Below are 19,104 nucleotides of genomic sequence, written 5' to 3'. Positions count from 1 at the left end.
CCATGCAGCGTACGCACCGGACCCCGGCCGTGCTCGCCCTGCTGCTCGCCGCGACGGCGGCGCTCGGCGGCTGCGGCCGTGAGGGCAGCCCGCCCGTCAAGGGCCCGCGGCCCGACCGACTCCCGGTCTATCAGGTGAGATCGGACTTCTCCCTGCCGGGCTCCGCCACCTGGAACCGGGCGAAGAAACGCGGCCGGCTCGTCGTCGGGGCCAAGGAGGACCAACCGTACATGGGCGAGAAGGACCCCGCCTCCGGCCGCTACTCCGGCTTCGACATCGAGATCGCCAAGATGATGGCGGCCTCCCTCGGCTTCGACCCGGCCCGCGTCGAGTTCCGCACGATCGCCTCCGCCAACCGCGAGACCGCCCTGCAGAACGGCCAGATCGACTACTACGTCGGCACGTACACCATCAACGACAACCGCAAGAAGCTCGTCGGCTTCGCAGGGCCCTACTACCGGGCCGGCCAGTCCCTCCTGGTCCGCACCGACGAGGACGACATCCACGGGCCCGGGGACCTGGACGGCAAGCGGGTCTGCTCGGCCGCCGGCTCCACCCCGTACCAGCGGATCGAGAAGGACCACCCGGAGGCCGAACTCGTCGCGTACGACACGTACTCCGCCTGCGTGGACAACCTGCTGACCTACCAGGTCGACGCGGTCACCACCGACGACACGATCCTCATGGGCTACGCCGCCAAGGTCCCCGACGAACTGAAGGTGGTCGGGAAGCCGTTCTCGGAGGAGCCGTACGGCATCGGCGTCCCGCGCGGCGACGACGCCCTGCGGTTCGCCCTGGACGACGCCGTCGCCGCCCACGAGAAGAACGGCGACTGGAAGAAGGCGTACGACGCCACCCTCGGCCTCTCCGGGGTCCCCGCCCCGCCGCCGCCCGCCATCGACCGCTATCCGGCGGGCCGACCCGGAGGAGGGTCCCGGACATGGACGTCCTGACCGACAACTTCTCGCTCTACGGAAAGGGTTTCCTCGGCACCGTCGAACTCACCGTCTACGCCTCGGCGCTCGCCCTCGTCCTGGGCTTCGTCATGGCCTCCTTCCGCGTCGCGCCCGTCGGCTCCTTCCGGGTCTTCGGCACGGTCTGGGTGACCGTCCTGCGCAACACCCCGCTGACCCTGCTCTTCTTCGCGGTCATGCTGGGCCTTCCGCGCTTCGGACTCGTCCTGCCCTTCCAGCTGTTCGCGGTCCTCGCCCTCGGCTGCTACACCTCGGCCTTCGTCTGCGAGGTGCTGCGCTCCGGCATCAACACCGTGCCGCGCGGCCAGGGCGAGGCGGCCCGCAGTCTGGGCATGACCTTCACCCAGACCCTCGGCACGGTCGTCCTGCCGCAGGCCTTCCGCACCGTCATCCCGCCCATCGGCTCGACCCTGATCGCCCTCGCCAAGAACTCGGCCATCGCGGGGGCGTTCAGCGTCACCGAACTCCTCGGCACCTACAAGACGCTGAGCGAGCTCGGCTACAACATCGTCTGGACCTTCGTCTGGATCGCCGTCGGATACCTGATCATCACCCTCACCATCAGCGCCCTCTTCCACATCATGGAGAAGCGCTGGGGAGTCGCCCGATGACCGTCGAGTCCACCGCCCTCTACGACGTCCCCGGGCCGAGCGCCCGGCGGCGCCACCTCCTCTACGGCGTCGCCTCCACCGTCGTGCTCGCCGCCCTGGCCGGCTGGATCCTGTATCTCCTCTTCGACACCGACCAGTTCACCTCCGCCAAGTGGTCGCCCTTCCTCTACGAGGGCATCCAGGAGCTGCTGCTCAGGGGGCTCGGCAACACCCTGAAGGCCTTCGCCTGCGCGTCGGTCCTCTCGCTCGCCCTCGGCGCCGTCCTGGCCTGCGGCCGCCTCTCCGAACACCGCGTCCTGCGCTGGATCTCCACCCTCTTCGTGGAGTTCTTCCGCGCCATGCCCGTCCTCGTGATGATCTTCTTCGTCTTCGTGGCGCTGAAGGTGCAGCCGCTGCCCGCCCTGGTCGCCGGACTGACCCTCTACAACGGCTCCGTGCTCGCCGAGGTGTTCCGCACCGGCGTCCACGCCGTGGCGCGCGGCCAGGGGGAGGCCGCGTACGCGCTCGGCATGCGCAAGACGCAGGTGATGACCCACGTCCTGGTGCCCCAGGCCGTCCGCGCGATGCTGCCCGCCATCATCAGCCAGTTGGTGGTGGCCCTGAAGGACACCTCGCTCGGATTCCTCATCACCTACGAGGAGTTCCTGCACGCGGGCAAGCTGATCGCGTCCAACCTCGACTACGACCTGCCGTTCATCCCCGTCGTGCTCGTCGTCTCACCGATCTACATCGGGATGTGCATGCTGCTCTCCTGGTTCGCCACCTGGGTGGCCCGGCGGGAGCGCCGCGACCCGAAGGCGAAGGCCGCGGACGTCGCTCCGGCCGGACCGGGAGGGCCGCCGCCGGGACGGCGGTAGCGGGCACGGGCCGCACCCGCCCGGCGGCAGCCGGAGATCACCCCTTCCGCAGCGGCACCGACACGTACGACGGGTCGGCGGCCGGGGAGGAGAAGGTCAGCTGCGCGCCGGTCGGGTTGTGCTCGATGTAGAGCGGGTCGACGGTGTCGACGACCAGCGCGAGCCGGTGCCCGGCGGGCACGTCGTACGCCGTGGAGAACAGCTCCAGGTCGACGGCGAACGGCTGTCCCGGGGCCTTGCCGTGGAAGGTGTACGGGGCGTTGGTGACCAGTTTGCCGACGCCGAGCGGGCCCACGTCGTACAGGTACGCGACGAGGGTGCCGCTCTCCTTCGTGGAGGCGACCGTGGTGTGCACCTCCACCGTGCCGCGCACCCGCTGCGGGGCGTCGTACCGCTCGGACTGCCAGACGCCGGCGAAGGAGCGGGGGAGGAGGGGCACGGAGACGACGGGCGGGGTGCGGAGGAACTGGTCCAGGGCGTTGCTGAGCAGGGTGACCCCGCCGTTGGCGCCCGAGTCGACGTTCGCCCACACCCGCTGCGTGCCGCCGAGGTCGAACTTGCGCTGGTCCGCGTGCACGGACTTCCAGTCCGGGTAGCCCTCGTAGCCGTTTGAAGAGCGGGACTTGAGCTGGACGGGCTGCTCGCGGTCGATGCCGTTGTCGGCGCCCTTGAGGTGGCGGTCGAACCAGCGCCGGGCGTTGGTCCAGGTGTCGTTGGGCAGTCCGAAGAGGCCGGTGAGCTCGGCGGTGGCGTGGTCGCCGGGACGGAACTCCAGACGCTTGGGGCCGGTGAGCCTCTCGTAGAAGCTCGCGTACTGGTTGGGCGGGAAGATGGTGTCGCCCCAGGCGTTGCCGAGCATGATCGCGGCGCCGTTGGCGTTGATCCGGTCCAGGTACGTCACCGGGGAGCGCTTGGCGCCCCAGGCGATCATGTCTCCCTCCTTGGCCAGGTTGGAGGAGAGGAAGTCGCCCAGCACTTCCTTGAGTTCGGGCCCCGGGCGGCCGGTGAGGGCCCCGGCGCCGCCGAGCAGGGCGGCGGCCTGGAGGTGCTGGGTCCGGCCGCTGTAGATGGACTCGATGAGGTCGGCCCAGCCGCTGAGCGCGGTGACGGCCTTGACCCTCGGGTCGTGCGCGGCGGCGAGCAGGCTGATCCCGGCGCCGTACGAGACGCCTCCCATGCCCACCCGGTCGGGGTCGGCGGCGGTGTTGGCCAGGGCCCAGTCGATCACCTTGGAGGCGTCGGCGACGTCCTCGGGGCCCGCGGTCTCGATCTCCCCGCCGGACTGCCAGAAGCCGCGCGAGTTGTAACTCACCACGACGTAACCGGAGTCGGCGAGCTTCTGCGCCGGGGCGAGGTACTCGATCTGGGGCATGGCCCAGCTGGTGGGCAGCACGATCAGGGGGTGGCGGGCGCCGGGGACGGACCCGGCGGGGGTGAGGACGTTCGCCTTGAGGACGGTGCCGCCCTCGCCGGGGATGTCGACGAAGCGGATGCCGGCCGCGTCGGCGGTCTCCGCGACCGGAGCCGCCTGGGCGGCGGGGGCGAGCCCGAGGGCCGTCCCGGCCACGAGCGTGGCCGAGACGGCGAGGGCAAGGGATGTGCGCACGGGGCACTCCTCACTGGAGACGCCGAGGGGTGGTCGGCGATGGGGGGCAGTGAAAGTGACCCGACGGTAACCGCGGCGGCTTACCCGAGGTAACTCCCCAGTAAGTTACGTGGCGGTAACGATTGGCGTCCGGTCGGCCTCGAGCAGGCCCACGGCCTCCGCGAAGTCCGCTCGCGCCTCCTCGTACCGCCGGGCCGCGACGAGGAACGTCGCCCGGTCGGTCAGGGCCCGGGGGAGCCCTTCCGCCGAGCGCCGGGCGAGGGCGACCTCCTCGTCGAAGAGGGGGCGGAGCGGCTCCTCGAACCGATGGGCGCGGTTCTCGCGGAGGAGTGCGGACCGCACGGTCAGCCGCTGGTGCACGGCCACGAGTTCGTGGAGGTGCCCCGCCGCCGACAGGCGCGCGGCCTCGGCCTCCAGAGCGGGGATGCCGTCGAAATAGGCCTCGCGCGTGTCCGGCGACCAGTGGTGGAGGTGGGTGCCGAACGCCGGCATCGGCGCCTCCGGCGACGCGGGAGGCTCCACCGTCCGGGCCGACAGGGCGTACAGGGTGGTCCACCGGTGGAGGATGTTGCCCCAGCTCCTGGGCTCGCCGGACTCCGCGAGCCGGTCGAGGACCGACAGGGCCTCCCGCCGGTCCGCGCCGGCCTCCCCGTGCCGTCCGGCGGCGTCCAGCATCCGGGAGCGGTGCACGAGTTCCCACACCAGGTGGGCCGGCGCGGCGGAGTCGCCCTCCGTCTCCCGCCGCGTGTCGTCCACGAGCCCGGTGAAGACCGCCACCGCCTCCTCGCCCCGGCCGGCCGCCTCCGGTTCCGCCGCCCGCTCGACCGTCGACCAGAAGGAGACCTCCGTCTCCGCGCGGACGCCCCGCATCCGGAGGTCCGCCGCCTCCCCGTGGCGGCCCTCCTCGGCCAGTACGACCGCCGACCGGTCGCTGCCGTAAGCCGGATGTGCCACCTGCCCCCGCTCGAAGCCGGCCCGCCCGGCCTCGGTCATCTCCTCGCAGGCGGCCAGCCCCTCGGTCCGCCGTCCCAGCACGAAGAGCGCGTGCCCGTACGCCCCCAGGGCGTCGCAGAGCGCCTGCGTCCTCCCCGGGTGGCCGACGCCGATGCGCCGGGCCGCGTCGGCGGCCTCCGCGTGCAGCACCAGCCTCCGCTCCGGGCCGCGCCTGCGCCCCACCTCGTACCCGTACGAGATCAACGCCCGGACGAGCTTCGGCAGATACGCCGCCGGGCTCACCTTCGCGAGGACCCGGTACGCCTCGACCTCCTGGGGCAGGCTGAGCCGGCCCGACCCGAGCAGCATCGTCCTCGCCCGCGGGACCGTGTCCTGATCGATGTTCTGACTGATGTTCCCGGAGCGATTCATGACGGTGATTCCGGGAGCCGGGGGAGGGACCGGACAAGGCTCGCGAACTGTGCGTTCCGTCCTACGAAAAACGCCTCTGACCTGTCATGATGGTGACGTCTTCACCCCGTCGGGCCCCTCCCGGCAGCCCCGTCGGCCTCCTCGGTCAGGCCGTCGCCGCCGGTTCGGCGGCGGAGGGCTCGGGAGCCGGGGGAGCGGTGCGGGCCGCGCGCGTCACGTCGGCCACCAGCTCCACCACGTCGGGGCCGTACGCCTCCGAGTTGACCACCTTCAGGAGCAGCACGAACGAGCCGTCGCGGTGACGGCGGGCCAGGGCCTCGTGGTGGCGGGCCAGATAGCGGGTCGCCGCCTGGTTGGTGATCGCCCGCTGGCCGCAGAAGAGGAAGACCGGCCGGCGGTCCTCCCCGGCCGTGAGCCGGGCCAGGATCACGTACTCCGCCACCCCCTTCTCCAGGAGGTGACGTTCGGCGCCGATCGTGATCACGCTCCGGAGCTCGGGCGGCTCGACGTCCACGTTCATCCTCACGCCCGGCAGCAGGGTCGAGAGGTGGGCGGCCATGCGTCTGTTCGAGTACGGGCCCCCCACGCAGAACTCGGTGCGGTCGCCGAAGCCCTGGTGGGCCCGGTCGTGCGGCAGGATGCGGGCCTGCGCGCCGCAGTCCTTGATGAGCGCGGAGAGTTCGAGCATCGCGAAGACGTCGTGGCGGTGCACCACGTTGTCCCCGCCGGACTCCCTGTTGACCACGAGCAGGCACTCCGAGCCCCCGGGGAGGCCGAAGAACGCCTGCTTGCGGCGGAGCCTCCGCCGCCACCCGTACGTGCGGCCGAGCCAGCCGAGGGAGGCACTGACACCGGTGGCGAGCACCCCGAGCACGATGTTGCGCACGTCTTCGTTCATGGGCGCGCATGCTAGCGGCCGTTCGGCTTTCGGTTCGGCTTTCCGTTCGAGGCGTTCCTGACGGAAGGGGGCGGAGGAAGTTACGCTGCGCGGACGGTTGTTGACTGGAGGTACGAATGCGTCGCTCCGCCGCTGGCAAGGTCTCCGTTCTCGCCGTCACGGCGACGGTCCTCTCGATGGGCGCCGCCGCGCCGCCGACGGCGGTGGCGAAACCGCCAGTCGAGGCGGCGAAGCCACCCCTCAAGGAGCCCGTCGCGACCGGCTACGGCGGCGCCGTCGCCAGTGTCGACGCCGACGCCTCGGCCGCCGGGATCGAGGTCCTCCGCAAGGGCGGCAACGCGGTCGACGCCGCCGTCGCCGTCGCCGCCGCGCTCGGCGTCACCGAGCCCTACTCGGCCGGCATCGGGGGCGGCGGTTACCTCGTCTACTACGACGCCAAGAGCCGCAGCGTGCACACCGTCGACGGCCGCGAGACCGCGCCCCGGTCCGCCGACGCGAACCTCTTCGTGGAGAACGGCGCCCCCATCCCCTTCGAGGAGGGCATGACCAGCGGTCGCGGTGTCGGGACCCCCGGCACCCCGGCGACCTGGGAGTCCGCCCTCGACGCCTGGGGCAGCAAGCGGCTCTCCACCCTGCTCGAACCCGCCGAACGCCTCGCCCGCGAGGGCTTCACCGTCGACGAGACCTTCCGCTCCCAGACGGCCGCCAACGAGGCCCGCTTCCGCGACTTCCCGGCCACCGCCGACGTCTTCCTGCCCGGCGGGCAACTGCCCGTGGTCGGCTCCCGCTTCACGAACCCCGACCTCGCCCGTACGTACGAGAAGCTCGGCCGCGAGGGCGTCGGCGCGCTCTACAGGGGGCCGCTCGCCCGGGACATCGTCCACACCGTCCGCCAGCCCCCCGTCCGCCCCGGCGCCACCCGGAAGGTCCGCTCCGGCGACCTGACGGAACGCGACCTGGCCGCGTACCGGACCGTGTTCCGCGCGCCGACGAAGGTCGCGTACCGGGGGCTCGACGTCTACGGCATGGCCCCCTCCTCCTCCGGCGGCACCAGCGTCGGGGAGGCGCTCAACATCCTGGAGGACACCGACCTCTCCCGCGCCTCGCAGACCCGCTACCTGCACCGGTTCATCGAGGCCAGTCGCATCGCCTTCGCCGACCGGGGCCGCTGGGTCGGGGACCCGGCCTTCGAGTCCGTGCCGACGCGCGGCCTGCTCTCCCAGCGGTTCGCGGACTCCCGCGCCTGCCTGATCCGCGACGACGCCGCCCTGACCAGCCCGCTCGCGCCCGGCGACCCCCGCGACCCGGCGCCGTGCGCGCCCGGCGGGACCGCCGCACCGACCACGTACGAGGGCGAGAACACCACGCATCTGACGGTGGCCGACAAGTGGGGCAACGTCGTCGCGTACACCCTCACCATCGAGTCCACCGGAGGCAGCGGGATCACCGTGCCCGGCCGGGGCTTCCTGCTCAACAACGAGCTGACCGACTTCTCCTTCGCCCCGGCGAACCCGGCGGTGCACGACCCGAACCTGCCCGGCCCCGGCAAGCGGCCGCGCTCCTCGATCTCCCCGACGATCGTCCTCGACCGGCACGACAGGCCCGTCCTCGCCCTCGGCTCCCCGGGCGGCGCCACCATCATCACCACCGTCCTCCAGACCCTCACCGGGGTCGTCGACCGGGACCTGCCGCTCGTCGAGGCGATCGCCGCGCCGCGCGCCAGCCAGCGCAACCAGGCCACCACCGAGCTCGAACCCGCCCTGTGGAACAGCCCCGTCCGCGCGGAACTGGAGGCGCTCGGGCACGGCTTCCGGCAGAACCCGGAGATCGGCGCCGCGACCGGCGTCCAGCGCCTGCCGGACGGCCGCTGGACGGCCGCCGCGGAGAAGGTCCGCCGGGGCGGCGGCTCCGCGATGGTGGTCCGGCCGGCGGGACGGTGACCGGCGGCTACAGCGCCGTCAGGACGCGCGGGCCGTCGTCCGTGATCGCCACCGTGTGCTCGGCGTGGGCGGCCCGCGAGCCGTCGACCGTACGCATCGTCCAGCCGTCCCGCGCCGTGTAGTGGTCGTCCGTGCCGCCGCCGATCAGCATCGGCTCGATCGCCAGCGTCATCCCGTGGCGCAGCTTCATGCCCCGGCCCGGGCGTCCCTCGTTGGGGACGCCCGGGTCCTCGTGCATGGTGCGGCCGATCCCGTGCCCGCCGAAGCCGTCCGGGATGCCGTACCCGGCGGCCCGGCAGACCCGGCCGATCGCGTGCGCCACGTCCCCGATCCGGTTGCCGACGACGGCCGCCGCGATCCCGGCCTCCAGGGCCTCCTCCGCCGTGGCGATCAGCCGGGCGTCCTCGGGCCGGGCCCGGCCGACCGTGAAGCTGACGGCCGAGTCGCCCGCCCAGCCGCCGAGCAGCGCCCCGCAGTCCGCCGACACCAGGTCGCCCGGCGCGAGCCGGGTGTCGTCCGGGACGCCGTGCACGATCGCGTCGTTCACCGAGACGCACACCACCGCCGGGAACGGCACCGGCGCCCACTCCGGGCGGTAGCCGAGGAAGGGCGAGTCGGCGCCCGCCTCGGCCAGCACCTCGCGCGCGACCCGGTCGAGCTCCGTCAGCCGGACGCCGGGCGCGGCCTTCTCCCGCACGGCCGCCAGGGCGCGGGCCACCACCCGTCCGCTCTCGCGCATGGCCGCCAGGGACTCGTTCGTCTTGATCTCCACCATGCCAATTACTATACCGGTATTAGAATGGCGTCATGGTGCGCACACCCCTGACCCCCGAAGAGCGCGAGCGCGGCGAGCGCCTGGGCCTGCTCCTGCGCGCGGCGCGTGGCGAGCGGTCCATGGCCGAGATCGCGGCGGCCGCCGGCCTCTCCGCCGAGACCCTCCGCAAGATCGAGACCGGCCGGGCCCCGACCCCGGCCTTCTTCACCGTCGCGGCCCTCGCCGGAGTCCTCGACCTCTCCATGGACGAGCTGGTGACGCACTGCGTCCCGGTCCCCGTCTGAACGGCCGGGGCCCCCGGCCTTAGGCTCCGGGCATGATTCCCGAGGAGCTGCGGCGCGGCCGCTACGTCAGTCTGACCACCTTCCGCAAGAACGGCACGGGGGTCGCGACGCCCGTCTGGTACGCGGTGGAGGGCTCCGAGCTGTACGCCTGGACCCGCACCGACTCCTGGAAGGTCAAGCGCCTGCGGAACGACCCCCGGGTCGTGGCCGCCGTCTGCGACGTGCGCGGCGACGTCCCCGAGGACGCCGAGCGCGTGACCGGCGAGGCCCGCCTCGTGACGGGGGAGGAGCTGCGCCGCGTCCGGAAGCTGCTCCTGCGCAAGTACACCTGGCAGTTCTGGTTCCTCGACGTGCCCGCCACGGTCTTCCGGCTCGGCAAGCGCCCGCACACCGGGATCGTCGTGCGCTTCCCGTGAGGGCGGGGCGGGCATCCGCACGAAAACGGACCGTAGTCGTCCCGTAACACGACTGCGGTCCAATACCCGCGGACCGTACGGTCCCAGTCGACCGCGGGGCAGGTGCGTGACGCATGACGACGACTCGGCAAGCGGTGGAAGCGGCCGGGTTCACCCGCTGGCTGGCGGGACTCACGGCCCGCCTGCGGCCGGACGCCGGCTGGTACGGGGTCTTCGCCGCCCGTGATCCGGAGGGGCTGCGGGCCTGCTTGGACGGTAGGGAGCTGCTGCCCTGGGACGTCGTCTCGTCCCTGCTCCGGGACGCCGGGGAGGCGGCCGACGGTCCCTTCGCGGCCCGGGGTCGCGCGCTGTACGTGGCGGCGGCGGGCGCCCACGACAGCCGGCCCGGCGCGGCGGAGATGCTCGCCGAACGCCGGGAGTCGATGGAGCGCGCACGCCGGTACGCCGACTCCCGCGCCCGCGCCTTGGGCGAACGGCTCGGCGCGGTCCCGGGTCCCGGCCCGGAGGAGGCCGCCCGCCTGGAACGCGACCTCGCCCGCACCCGTGACGACGGGGCCAGGGCCGCCGCCCGTGTCGCGGAACTCACCGCCCGGCTGGCGGGGGTGGGGGAGTGGGGCGGGGGGCCGGTGGGGGCGGGCCTCGCTCCGGCGGATCGTGTTTCGGTGGGCCCTGCTTCGATGGGCCTCACTCCGGCGGACCGTACTTCGGTAGGCCCCGCTCCGATGGGCCGTACTCCGGCAGGTCCCGTTCCGGCGGGCCACACTCCGGTAAGCCGTGCTCCGGCGGGCCCCGCTCCGGCCTCGCCCGCGACACCCGACCGTCCCGCGACACCCGGCCCGCCCGCGCCCTCGGCCCCCACACCCCCGCCCCCCACACCCTCCGCTCCCGGCTCCCCCGTCAAACCGGACCGGGCCGTGAAGGTCGGGCGTCGGCCCCGGGGCGCCCGGTACGCCTGGCTGGAGGAGGGCGACGAGGCGGGGGAGGCGGCGGCCGTCCCCGTACCCCTCCTTCCGGAGGCGGGCCCGGCGCCCCGGGGCGCCCGCTTCGGGGGCGCCGGGCCCGACGGGCCGGCCGGGCGGCCCGTCGAGGGCCCGTGGGAGGACCCCGCCGAGGCCGCCCGCGCCGCGGCGAACGCCGTCCACGCCCTCCGGAGGCTCCGTGCCCGGGGCCGCGGCGGCGAGGCCCACGCCCTGCTCTGCGAGGCGCTGGCCGGCCCGCCCGCCCGGCTGCCCGCCCTCGCCGACGAGCTGCACCGGGCCGGACTCGGCGCCGACTGGTCCACCCTGCTCTGGGAGGCCGCCTCGCTGCCGCCCGACCGGCTCGCCGCCGTCGCCGGCGTCCTCGCGGACGCGGGCCGGACGGCCGACTGCGAGCAGCTCCTCCGCCAGGGAGTGGCCCGCCCGGTCGAGGAGCTGGCCGGGGCCTGTGCCGCCCTGCGCGCCGAGGAGCACCACCGCGAGGCCCACGCCCTCCTGACCGCCTTCGTCCGCGTCCGCGCCCCCGAGGACGCGGCCCGCCTCGCGGGCGCCGACCCGCGCGGCCTCGTCCCCCAACTCCTCGACGCGGCCCGCTCGGTGTCCTCCGCCCGCGAGCGCGACCTCCTCCACGCCCTCCGCGTGGCGGGCCTGGCGGGCGTCTGAGGCGCCCGGCCACCGGATCCGGGTCGGCGGTCCTGCCCGTACGTGTCCCCACGTGTCGGTACGTGTCCGATGTGGACCACTCGGGTATGAAACATGATCGACCCGGCCGGTTCGCGGCGGCGGTCTTGCTCCGGGATGTGACGGGGCTTACGTTCTCCTCCTACGCACCGCGTCTACGTGCGTAGAGGCTCTCTGACGCCGTGCCGAAGGAGCAGCTCATGTCCGACGTCGTACGCGCCGCGCTCGTCCAGGCGACCTGGACCGGCGACACCGAATCCATGATCGCCAAACACGAGGAGCACGCCCGGGAGGCCGCCCGGCAGGGTGCCGAGGTGATCGGCTTCCAGGAGGTGTTCAACGCCCCCTACTTCTGCCAGGTGCAGGAGGCCGAGCACTACCGCTGGGCCGAGCCCGTCCCCGACGGCCCGACCGTCAGCCGGATGCGGGACCTCGCCCGCGAGACCGGGATGGTGATCGTGGTCCCCGTCTTCGAGGTCGAGGGCGAGGGCTTCTACTACAACACCGCCGCCGTGATCGACGCCGACGGCAGCTACCTCGGCAAGTACCGCAAGCACCACATCCCCCAGGTCGAGGGCTTCTGGGAGAAGTACTACTTCCGCCCGGGGAACGCCGGCTGGCCGGTCTTCGACACCGCCGTCGGCAAGGTCGGCGTCTACATCTGCTACGACCGCCACTTCCCGGAGGGCTGGCGCGAACTCGGCCTCAACGGAGCCCAGTTGGTCTACAACCCGTCCGCCACCCACCGCGGCCTCTCCGCCCACCTCTGGCAGCTGGAGCAGCCGGCCGCCGCCGTCGCCAACGAGTACTTCGTCGCCGCCATCAACCGCGTCGGCGTCGAGGAGTACGGTGACAACGACTTCTACGGCACGAGCTACTTCGTCGACCCGCGCGGCCGCTTCGTCGGCGACGTCGCCTCCGACAAGGCCGAGGAACTCGTCGTCCGCGACCTCGACTTCGGACTCATCGAGCAGGTCAGGCAGCAGTGGGCCTTCTACCGGGACCGCCGTCCCGACGCGTACGACGGGCTGGTGAAGCCGTGAACGACCTGTACGACCGGCACCGGGCCGTCATCCCCGACTGGGTCGCCCTCTACTACCGCGACCCGATCGAGATCACCCACGGCGAGGGCCGCCACGTCTGGGACGCCGAGGGCCGCAGGTACCTCGACTTCTTCGGCGGCATCCTCACCACCATGACCGCCCACGCCCTGCCCGAGGTCACCAAGGCCGTCGCCGAGCAGGCCGGACGGATCATCCACTCCTCGACGCTCTACCTCAACCGGCCCATGGTGGAGCTGGCCGAGCGGATCGCCGGGCTCTCTGGCATCCCCGACGCCCGCGTCTTCTTCACCACCTCCGGCACCGAGGCCAACGACACCGCCCTCCTCCTGGCCACCGCGTACCGCGGCTCGAACCAGATCCTGGCGATGCGCAACAGCTACCACGGCCGCTCCTTCTCCACCGTCGGCATCACCGGCAACCGCGCCTGGTCGCCCACCGGCCTCTCCCCGCTCCAGACGCTCTACGTGCACGGCGGCGTCCGCACCCGCGGCCCCTACGCCGAGTACACCGACGAGCGGTTCACCGAGGCCTGCGTCGCCGACCTCGAAGACCTCCTCGGGCACACCCGGAACGTCGCCGCCCTCATCGCGGAGCCGATCCAGGGCGTCGGCGGCTTCACCTCCCCGCCCGACGGCCTGTACGCCGCCTTCCGCCGCGTCCTGGACCGGCACGGCATCCTGTGGATCGCGGACGAGGTGCAGACCGGCTGGGGCCGCACCGGCGAGCACTTCTGGGGCTGGCAGGCCCACGGCCAGGCCGGGCCGCCCGACATCCTGACCTTCGCCAAGGGCATCGGCAACGGCATGTCGATCGGCGGGGTCGTCGCCCGCGCCGAGGTCATGAACTGCCTCGACGCCAACTCCATCTCCACCTTCGGCGGTTCGCCCGTCACCATGGCCGCCGGCCTCGCCAACCTCTCGTACCTCCTGGAGCACGACCTCCAGGGCAACGCGCGCCGGGTCGGCGGCCTCCTGATCGAACGGATCAGGGCCGCCTGCGCGGGCGTCCCCGCCGTACGGGAGGTGCGCGGCCGGGGTCTCATGATCGGTGTCGAACTCACCGAACCGGGCACCGACCGCGCGAACCCGGACGCGGCCGCCGCCGTCCTGGAGGCGGCCCGCGAGAACGGCCTGCTCATCGGCAAGGGCGGTGGGCACAGCACCAGCACCCTGCGCATCGCCCCGCCGCTCTCCCTCACCGTCGCCGAGGCCGAGGAGGGCGCCGCCCTCCTGGAAGCGGCCCTCCGGAGGCTGTAGTCCCGGCAGTCCCCGCTCCTTCCCGCAGGAGATCCCCGTGAGCACCCGTACCCTCATCCGGGGCGGTCTGGTCGTCACCGCCGCCGACGAGGTCCACGCCGACGTGCTGATCGAGGACGGCCGTGTGGCCGCCCTCGCGGCCCACGGCTCGGACGCGGCGGCCGGCTGGACCGCCGACCGGACCGTCGACGCCACCGACCGCTACGTCATCCCGGGCGGCGTCGACGTCCACACCCACATGGAGCTGCCCTTCGGCGGCACCTCCGCCTCCGACACCTTCGAGACCGGCACCCGCGCCGCCGCCTGGGGCGGCACCACCACCATCGTGGACTTCGCCGTCCAGAGCGTGGGCCACACCCTGCGCGAGGGACTCGACACCTGGTACGCCAAGGCCGACGGCGTCTGCGCGATCGACTACGCCTTCCACATGATCCTCTCCGACGTCAACGCGCACACGCTCAAGGAGATGGACCGGCTCGTCCAGGAGGGGATCTCCTCCTTCAAGCTCTTCATGGCGTACCCCGGTGTCTTCTACAGCGACGACGGGCAGATCCTGCGCGCCATGCAGCGCTCCGCCGAGAACGGCGGGCTGATCATGATGCACGCCGAGAACGGCATCGCCATCGACGTCCTCGTCGAACAGGCCCTCGCCCGCGGCGAGACCGACCCCCGCCACCACGGCGAGGTCCGCAAGGCCCTCCTGGAGGCGGAGGCCACCCACCGGGCGATCCAGCTCGCCCGGGTCGCGGGCTCCCCGCTGTACGTCGTGCACGTGTCGGCGCAGGAGGCGGTGGCGGAGCTGGCGGCGGCCCGGGACATGGGGCTCCCGGTCTTCGGCGAGACCTGCCCCCAGTACCTCTTCCTGTCCACCGACAACCTCGCGGAGCCGGGCTTCGAGGGCGCCAAGTACGTGTGCAGCACGCCCCTGCGGCCGAAGGAGCACCAGGCGGCGCTGTGGCGGGGGTTGCGCACCAACGACCTCCAGGTGGTCTCCACCGACCACTGCCCCTTCTGCTTCACCGGGCAGAAGGACCTCGGCCGGGGCGACTTCTCGAAGATCCCCAATGGCCTTCCCGGGGTGGAGAACCGCATGGACCTGCTCCACCAGGCGGTCGTGGACGGGCACATCTCGCGCCGCCGCTGGATCGAGATCGCCTGCGCGACTCCGGCCCGGATGTTCGGCCTCTACCCGCAGAAGGGCACCATCGCCCCGGGCGCGGACGCCGACGTCGTCATCTACGACCCGCACGCGACGCAGGTGTTGTCGGCGGAGACCCACCACATGAACGTCGACTACTCGGCGTACGAGGGGAGGACCGTCACCGGCCGGGTCGAGACGGTCCTCTCGCGCGGCGAGCCCGTCATCGACCGGCGCAAGTACGTCGGCCGCGCCGGGCACGGGGCCTTCACCCCCCGCTCCACCTGTCAATACCTGAACTAGGAGACCCTGCCTTGGACTTCGGACTCGTCCTGCAGACCGACCCGCCCGCCTCGCAGGTCGTCGGCCTGATGCGCCGGGCGGAACGCAACGGCTTCCGCTACGGCTGGACCTTCGACTCCGCCGTGCTGTGGCAGGAACCCTTCGTCGTCTACAGCCAGATCCTGGAGCACACCACCAAGCTGCACGTCGGCCCCATGGTCACCAACCCGGGCACCCGCACCTGGGAGGTGACGGCCTCCACCTTCGCCACCCTCAACGACATGTTCGGCAACCGGACCGTCTGCGGCATCGGCCGCGGCGACTCCGCCATGCGCGTCGCGGGCCGCAGGCCCAATACCCTGGCCCGCCTGGGCGAGGCCATCGACGTCATCCGCGACCTGGCGGAGGGCCGCGAGGCCGAGATCGACGGCAACCCGATCCGCATCCCCTGGATCAAGAACGGCAGGCTGCCGGTGTGGATGGCGGCGTACGGCCCCAAGGCCCTCGCCCTCGCCGGGCAGAAGGCCGACGGCTTCATCCTCCAGCTCGCCGACCCCTTCCTCACCGAGTGGATGGTCAAGGCGGTCCGGCAGGCCGCGACCGACGCGGGCCGCGACCCCGACGCCCTGACCATCTGCGTCGCCGCCCCCGCCTACGTCGGCGACGACCTCGCCCACGCCCGCGACCAGTGCCGCTGGTTCGGCGGCATGGTCGGCAACCACGTCGCCGACCTGGTCGCCAAGTACGGCGAACACTCCGACATGGTCCCGGAGGAACTCACCGCGTACATCGAGAACCGGCACGGCTACGACTACTCCCACCACGGCCGCGCCGACAACCCCTCCACCGACTTCGTCCCCGACGAGATCGTCGACCGCTTCTGCCTCCTCGGCCCCGCCGCGGCCCACATCGAGAAGCTGCGACGGCTCAAGGACCTCGGCGTGGACCAGTTCGCGGTGTACGCGATGCACGACGCCAAGGAGTCCACGATCGACGCGTACGGCTCCGAGATCGTCCCGGCGCTCGCCCCGTGACCCACGCTCCCGCCGGACCGCGTACGACTTCACCCCTGCTCCCGTACACGGGCCTCACGAGGCGCGGGCCGGGAGTCCGGTGACCCGTTCGATCCAGGTGAGGTACGACCGGACGCGGGTGTTCACGGCGGGGGTGCCGTGGCGCAGCGCCGCCCGTAGGAGACCAGGCCCACCAGGTACGGCTGCCGTCCCGTCGTGTGGACGAGGGGGCCGCCGGAGTCGTACTGGCAGGTGTCGCGGCCGGGGGCGTACGTGCAGAGCTGGGCGGGCGTCACCCCGTACACGCCCCGGGAGACGCACGTGCGGTTGCTCATGGTGCCGAGGGTCACCGTCCGCAGGACCTCGGAGGCGGGCCCGCCGAACGAGGTGGCGCCCCAGCCCGGGGCCTCGACCCGCGTGTGGTCGAAGGTGCCGTGCGCGGACGCGGCGGGGAGGGCGACCGGGCGCTCGTCCGGCCGGCCGAACGCGACCGGTTCGGCCGGCCGGACGAGCGCGATGTCGTTCCGCTGGGTCTCCGGGTCGTACTCCGGGTGCGTCAGGAGCCGGGCCGGGGCCGCGAGGAGCGCGTTCGGGCTGTCGTCCCCGGTGGCCAGGTCGTGGTCGCCGAGCAGCACCCCCACCCGTGCCCTGCTGCCGTACGAGCCCGTCAGGCAGTGCGCGGCGGTCAGTACGTACCGGTCGCCGATCAGCGCCCCGCCGCACATCACCCGGCGCTCCCTCAGGTCCACGAGCCCCGCCATGAACGGGTACTGGTGCGGCCGGGCCTCCTGGCCGCCGACGACCGCGTGCGCCGGCGCGATCCCGAGCGGGCTCGCGCCCATCACCGCGCCCACGACCGCGGCCGTCGGCTTCCGCGTCCATCCCATGGGGAACTCCGCATCCTCGACACCGTCTTCCTCGGGGCCGTCGCTGTGCAGAGACGTTTCCTCCGCACACCCACCGGCCCGCGTCGGCATCAACGAACCGGACGGGCTCCGGTCACCCGGGCACGGTGACCGGAGTGGCGTTCGAGTGAAGCCCGGCGGTGTGCGTACGGAGCGGGCTACGGCACCCGGGCCGTCCACTCCTCCGTGCCGAACTTCGTCCGCACCAGTTCCTCCGCCCGGCGCAGCTCCTCCGCCGTGACCTCCCCGGCGGTCAGTCCGTAGCGGTCGCGGAAGGAGGCGATCATGTGCTCGATCACCTGCTCCCGGGCGAGGCCGGTCTGCCGGCGCAGGGGGTCCACGCGCTTCCCGGCGCTCTTCGTGCCCTTGTCGGACATCTTCTCCCGGCCGATGCGCAGGACCTCCAGCATCTTGTCGGCGTCGATGTCGTACGACATGGTCACGTGGTGCAGGACGGCCCCGGGCCCGCCGTCCGGGCCGACCACCCGCTTCTGGGCGGCGCCCGCGACCTTCCCGGCCTCGGTGGCGATGTCGTTGAGGGGCTGGTACCACGCCTTGATCCCCATGTCGCCGAGCGCGCCCAGGACCCAGTCGTCGAGGTAGGCGTAGCTGTCGGCGAAGGAGAGCCCCGACACCAGGGACTCCGGCACGGACAGGGAGTAGGTGATCGTGCTCCGGGGTTCCACGAACATGGCACCACCGCCGGAGATGCGGCGCACCACGGTCATGCCGTGCTTCGCCGCCCCTTCGGGGTCCACCTCGTTCCGCAGCGACTGGAAGCTGCCGATCACCACGGCGGGCGAGGCCCACTCCCAGACCCGCAGGGTGGGAGCCCGCCGCCCGGCGGCCACCTCGGCGGTGAGCACCTCGTCCAGCGCCATGTGCAGGGCCGGGGCCCGGGGCGCCTCGTGCACCAGCCGCCAGTCGTAGTCGCTCCACTCGGTCGCGTGGGCCAGGGCCCGCCGGACGGCGGTGCCGACCCCTTCCGCGGTCAGGCCGAACATCACGGTCGACTCGGGCAGGGCCGCCGTGATCCGGGCCGCGAGGCCCGTGGCGTCCGTCGAGGAGGGGGCACCCTCCAGGGCGCCGTTGATCGCGAGGATCGCCTCGTCGGGCTCCAGGAAGAAGTCCCCGGCGACCCGCACGTCGCGGAGCACACCGTCTTCGACGTCCAGATCGACGACGACGAGCTTGCCGCCGGGCGCCTTGTACTCACCGTGCACCGCTTCGTTCCCTTCCGGCGTGTGACGGGATCCCGGGCCTGCGGGACCCGTGACTCGGACAGACCTGTGCATACCGTGCATCGCACTGTAGGTCATGACCGACGGGTCTACGTGTGCGTCGCGTGCGGGAGGAGTCCAGGGCATTTGCTCCGCCGAACCCGCCGCCGCAGGGCGCATGCCGAACGGCCCGCACCATCACCCAATGGTGCGGGCCGTTCGTCCACCCCAGGGCCTGCCGGAGGGGGGAGAACCGGCGAGCCCTGCTTCATCCGGAGCGGTCCCATGCGCTCAACCTCCGCATGCCCCGTAATCCGGGGCTCACACCTGCCTGTCCGCACCTGATCGGACAGGGGTGAGCACCGGCTCCGGGCCCTAGGCGGGGGTGGGGGAGTCGGACAGGGCGATGCGGGCCGTGATGCGCTTGCCGACGGCCTCCTGCTCGATGAACAGGTCCGTCGTGACCGCCTTGACGATCTCCATGCCGTGCTGGCCGACCCGGCCCGGATCGGCCGCCAGGGTCGCGGGGATCACCGGGTCGCTGTCCCACACCACGACGTCCACGCTGCTCGTACTGATGCGCAGCTCCATCAGTACGGGGCCGGGGGCGTACTTGTAGGCGTTGGTGACCAGCTCGCTGACCACCAGGGCGGTCAGGTCCCGCGCCCGCTCCGACACCGACAGATCGTGCTCGGCGCGAGCCCTGTCCAGGAAGGCGGCGGTGTGCCGGCGGGCGTCGGAGATGCAGCCGCTGCCGCCGTCGAGCGCGTAGCCGGCGCGCATCAGGAACCCGTCCGCAGGGGGCTGGGCGTCGTCGTCACCATCGGCATGGGGTCCCACTG

18 protein-coding genes are annotated in these 19,104 nt (G+C 72.7%); 11 read left to right on the top strand and 7 right to left on the bottom strand.

What is annotated here, in order from left to right; genetic code table 11:
- Positions 1-2 precede the first annotated feature (2 nt).
- The 3 genes from ACFY7E_RS21770 to ACFY7E_RS21760 are packed head-to-tail and all read left to right on the top strand — an operon-like array spanning position 3 to position 2,442.
- The gene (locus tag ACFY7E_RS21770) at positions 3-953 is read left to right on the top strand and encodes a glutamate ABC transporter substrate-binding protein (RefSeq protein ID WP_389487198.1); all 951 of its coding nucleotides are present in this window, start codon (positions 3-5) and stop codon (positions 951-953) included.
- A complete protein-coding gene (locus ACFY7E_RS21765; RefSeq protein WP_389487196.1) occupies positions 941-1,585 on the top strand; it encodes an amino acid ABC transporter permease in 645 nt (214 codons plus the stop codon). Before ACFY7E_RS21770 ends, ACFY7E_RS21765 begins: the two co-directional genes overlap by 13 nt.
- Positions 1,582-2,442 (top strand): amino acid ABC transporter permease, encoded by an 861-nt coding sequence (locus ACFY7E_RS21760; protein WP_389487194.1) that lies wholly within the window; start codon positions 1,582-1,584, stop codon positions 2,440-2,442. The genes ACFY7E_RS21765 and ACFY7E_RS21760 overlap by 4 nt, the downstream gene beginning before the upstream one ends.
- A gap of 37 nt (positions 2,443-2,479) precedes the next feature.
- Here ACFY7E_RS21760 and ACFY7E_RS21755 read toward each other — a convergent pair whose 3' ends face one another.
- The 3 genes from ACFY7E_RS21755 to ACFY7E_RS21745 form a co-directional block, all read right to left on the bottom strand.
- Positions 2,480-4,048 carry an alpha/beta fold hydrolase gene (locus ACFY7E_RS21755; RefSeq protein WP_389487192.1) on the bottom strand — a complete coding sequence of 523 codons (1,569 nt, stop codon included), beginning with the start codon at positions 4,046-4,048 and terminating at the stop codon, positions 2,480-2,482.
- Between the two features lie 105 nt (positions 4,049-4,153).
- Positions 4,154-5,413 (bottom strand): hypothetical protein, encoded by a 1,260-nt coding sequence (locus ACFY7E_RS21750; RefSeq protein WP_389487190.1) that lies wholly within the window; start codon positions 5,411-5,413, stop codon positions 4,154-4,156.
- A gap of 145 nt (positions 5,414-5,558) precedes the next feature.
- Positions 5,559-6,311: a hypothetical protein gene (locus tag ACFY7E_RS21745; RefSeq protein WP_389487188.1), complete on the bottom strand. Its 753-nt coding sequence runs from the start codon at positions 6,309-6,311 to the stop codon at positions 5,559-5,561.
- A 116-nt stretch (positions 6,312-6,427) separates the two neighbouring features.
- Here ACFY7E_RS21745 and ggt point away from each other — a divergent pair, with 116 nt between their 5' ends.
- Positions 6,428-8,251 (top strand): gamma-glutamyltransferase, encoded by a 1,824-nt coding sequence (ggt, locus tag ACFY7E_RS21740; protein ID WP_389487186.1) that lies wholly within the window; start codon positions 6,428-6,430, stop codon positions 8,249-8,251.
- A 7-nt stretch (positions 8,252-8,258) separates the two neighbouring features.
- Here the strand turns inward: ggt and map are convergent, their stop codons facing one another.
- Positions 8,259-9,026: a type I methionyl aminopeptidase gene (gene map / locus ACFY7E_RS21735; RefSeq protein ID WP_389487184.1), complete on the bottom strand. Its 768-nt coding sequence runs from the start codon at positions 9,024-9,026 to the stop codon at positions 8,259-8,261.
- A 32-nt stretch (positions 9,027-9,058) separates the two neighbouring features.
- Here map and ACFY7E_RS21730 point away from each other — a divergent pair, with 32 nt between their 5' ends.
- The 7 genes from ACFY7E_RS21730 (at position 9,059) to ACFY7E_RS21700 (ending at position 16,158) form a co-directional block, all read left to right on the top strand.
- Positions 9,059-9,310: a helix-turn-helix domain-containing protein gene (locus tag ACFY7E_RS21730; RefSeq protein WP_376236035.1), complete on the top strand. Its 252-nt coding sequence runs from the start codon at positions 9,059-9,061 to the stop codon at positions 9,308-9,310.
- Positions 9,311-9,342: 32 nt separating this feature from the next.
- Positions 9,343-9,726 (top strand): PPOX class F420-dependent oxidoreductase, encoded by a 384-nt coding sequence (locus tag ACFY7E_RS21725; RefSeq protein WP_389487182.1) that lies wholly within the window; start codon positions 9,343-9,345, stop codon positions 9,724-9,726.
- Between the two features lie 113 nt (positions 9,727-9,839).
- Positions 9,840-11,366, top strand: a complete 1,527-nt coding sequence (locus ACFY7E_RS21720; RefSeq protein ID WP_389487180.1) for a UL36 very large tegument protein — start codon at positions 9,840-9,842, stop codon at positions 11,364-11,366.
- 218 nt (positions 11,367-11,584) lie between these two features.
- On the top strand, positions 11,585-12,427 hold the full coding sequence (locus tag ACFY7E_RS21715; RefSeq protein WP_389487178.1) for a nitrilase-related carbon-nitrogen hydrolase: 843 nt from the start codon (positions 11,585-11,587) through the stop codon (positions 12,425-12,427).
- On the top strand, positions 12,424-13,704 hold the full coding sequence (locus ACFY7E_RS21710) for an aspartate aminotransferase family protein (RefSeq protein WP_389487176.1): 1,281 nt from the start codon (positions 12,424-12,426) through the stop codon (positions 13,702-13,704). The genes ACFY7E_RS21715 and ACFY7E_RS21710 overlap by 4 nt, the downstream gene beginning before the upstream one ends.
- 37 nt (positions 13,705-13,741) lie before the next feature.
- On the top strand, positions 13,742-15,145 hold the full coding sequence (hydA, locus tag ACFY7E_RS21705) for a dihydropyrimidinase (RefSeq protein ID WP_389487174.1): 1,404 nt from the start codon (positions 13,742-13,744) through the stop codon (positions 15,143-15,145).
- 11 nt (positions 15,146-15,156) lie between these two features.
- Positions 15,157-16,158: a TIGR03842 family LLM class F420-dependent oxidoreductase gene (locus tag ACFY7E_RS21700; RefSeq protein WP_389487172.1), complete on the top strand. Its 1,002-nt coding sequence runs from the start codon at positions 15,157-15,159 to the stop codon at positions 16,156-16,158.
- A 122-nt stretch (positions 16,159-16,280) separates the two neighbouring features.
- On the opposite strand, the gene ACFY7E_RS21695 is transcribed toward ACFY7E_RS21700, so the two are convergent.
- The 3 genes from ACFY7E_RS21695 to ACFY7E_RS21685 form a co-directional block, all read right to left on the bottom strand.
- Complete coding sequence (locus ACFY7E_RS21695; protein WP_389487170.1) at positions 16,281-17,024, bottom strand: serine protease; 744 nt, start codon at positions 17,022-17,024, stop codon at positions 16,281-16,283.
- A 176-nt stretch (positions 17,025-17,200) separates the two neighbouring features.
- A complete protein-coding gene (locus ACFY7E_RS21690) occupies positions 17,201-18,265 on the bottom strand; it encodes a lipoate--protein ligase family protein (protein WP_389487169.1) in 1,065 nt (354 codons plus the stop codon).
- Between the two features lie 372 nt (positions 18,266-18,637).
- The gene (locus ACFY7E_RS21685) at positions 18,638-19,102 is read right to left on the bottom strand and encodes an ATP-binding protein (RefSeq protein WP_389487167.1); all 465 of its coding nucleotides are present in this window, start codon (positions 19,100-19,102) and stop codon (positions 18,638-18,640) included.
- Positions 19,103-19,104 lie beyond the last annotated feature (2 nt).

The sequence above is a fragment of the Streptomyces sp. NPDC012825 genome, assembly GCF_042900925.1.
Taxonomy (GTDB): Bacteria; Actinomycetota; Actinomycetes; order Streptomycetales; family Streptomycetaceae; genus Streptomyces.
This window is presented reverse-complemented; position numbering and strand designations above follow the sequence as displayed.

Coding starts and splice junctions, on each gene's coding strand:
- ACFY7E_RS21725 (WP_389487182.1), top strand. CDS start 9,343: ATGATTCCCGAGGAGCTGCGGCGCGGCCGCTACGTCAGTCTGACCACC.
- ACFY7E_RS21695 (WP_389487170.1), bottom strand. CDS start 17,024: ATGGGATGGACGCGGAAGCCGACGGCCGCGGTCGTGGGCGCGGTGATG.
- ACFY7E_RS21770 (WP_389487198.1), top strand. CDS start 3: ATGCAGCGTACGCACCGGACCCCGGCCGTGCTCGCCCTGCTGCTCGCC.
- ACFY7E_RS21760 (WP_389487194.1), top strand. CDS start 1,582: ATGACCGTCGAGTCCACCGCCCTCTACGACGTCCCCGGGCCGAGCGCC.
- ACFY7E_RS21750 (WP_389487190.1), bottom strand. CDS start 5,413: ATGAATCGCTCCGGGAACATCAGTCAGAACATCGATCAGGACACGGTC.
- ACFY7E_RS21745 (WP_389487188.1), bottom strand. CDS start 6,311: ATGAACGAAGACGTGCGCAACATCGTGCTCGGGGTGCTCGCCACCGGT.
- map (WP_389487184.1), bottom strand. CDS start 9,026: ATGGTGGAGATCAAGACGAACGAGTCCCTGGCGGCCATGCGCGAGAGC.
- ACFY7E_RS21765 (WP_389487196.1), top strand. CDS start 941: ATGGACGTCCTGACCGACAACTTCTCGCTCTACGGAAAGGGTTTCCTC.
- ggt (WP_389487186.1), top strand. CDS start 6,428: ATGCGTCGCTCCGCCGCTGGCAAGGTCTCCGTTCTCGCCGTCACGGCG.
- ACFY7E_RS21720 (WP_389487180.1), top strand. CDS start 9,840: ATGACGACGACTCGGCAAGCGGTGGAAGCGGCCGGGTTCACCCGCTGG.
- ACFY7E_RS21715 (WP_389487178.1), top strand. CDS start 11,585: ATGTCCGACGTCGTACGCGCCGCGCTCGTCCAGGCGACCTGGACCGGC.
- ACFY7E_RS21730 (WP_376236035.1), top strand. CDS start 9,059: ATGGTGCGCACACCCCTGACCCCCGAAGAGCGCGAGCGCGGCGAGCGC.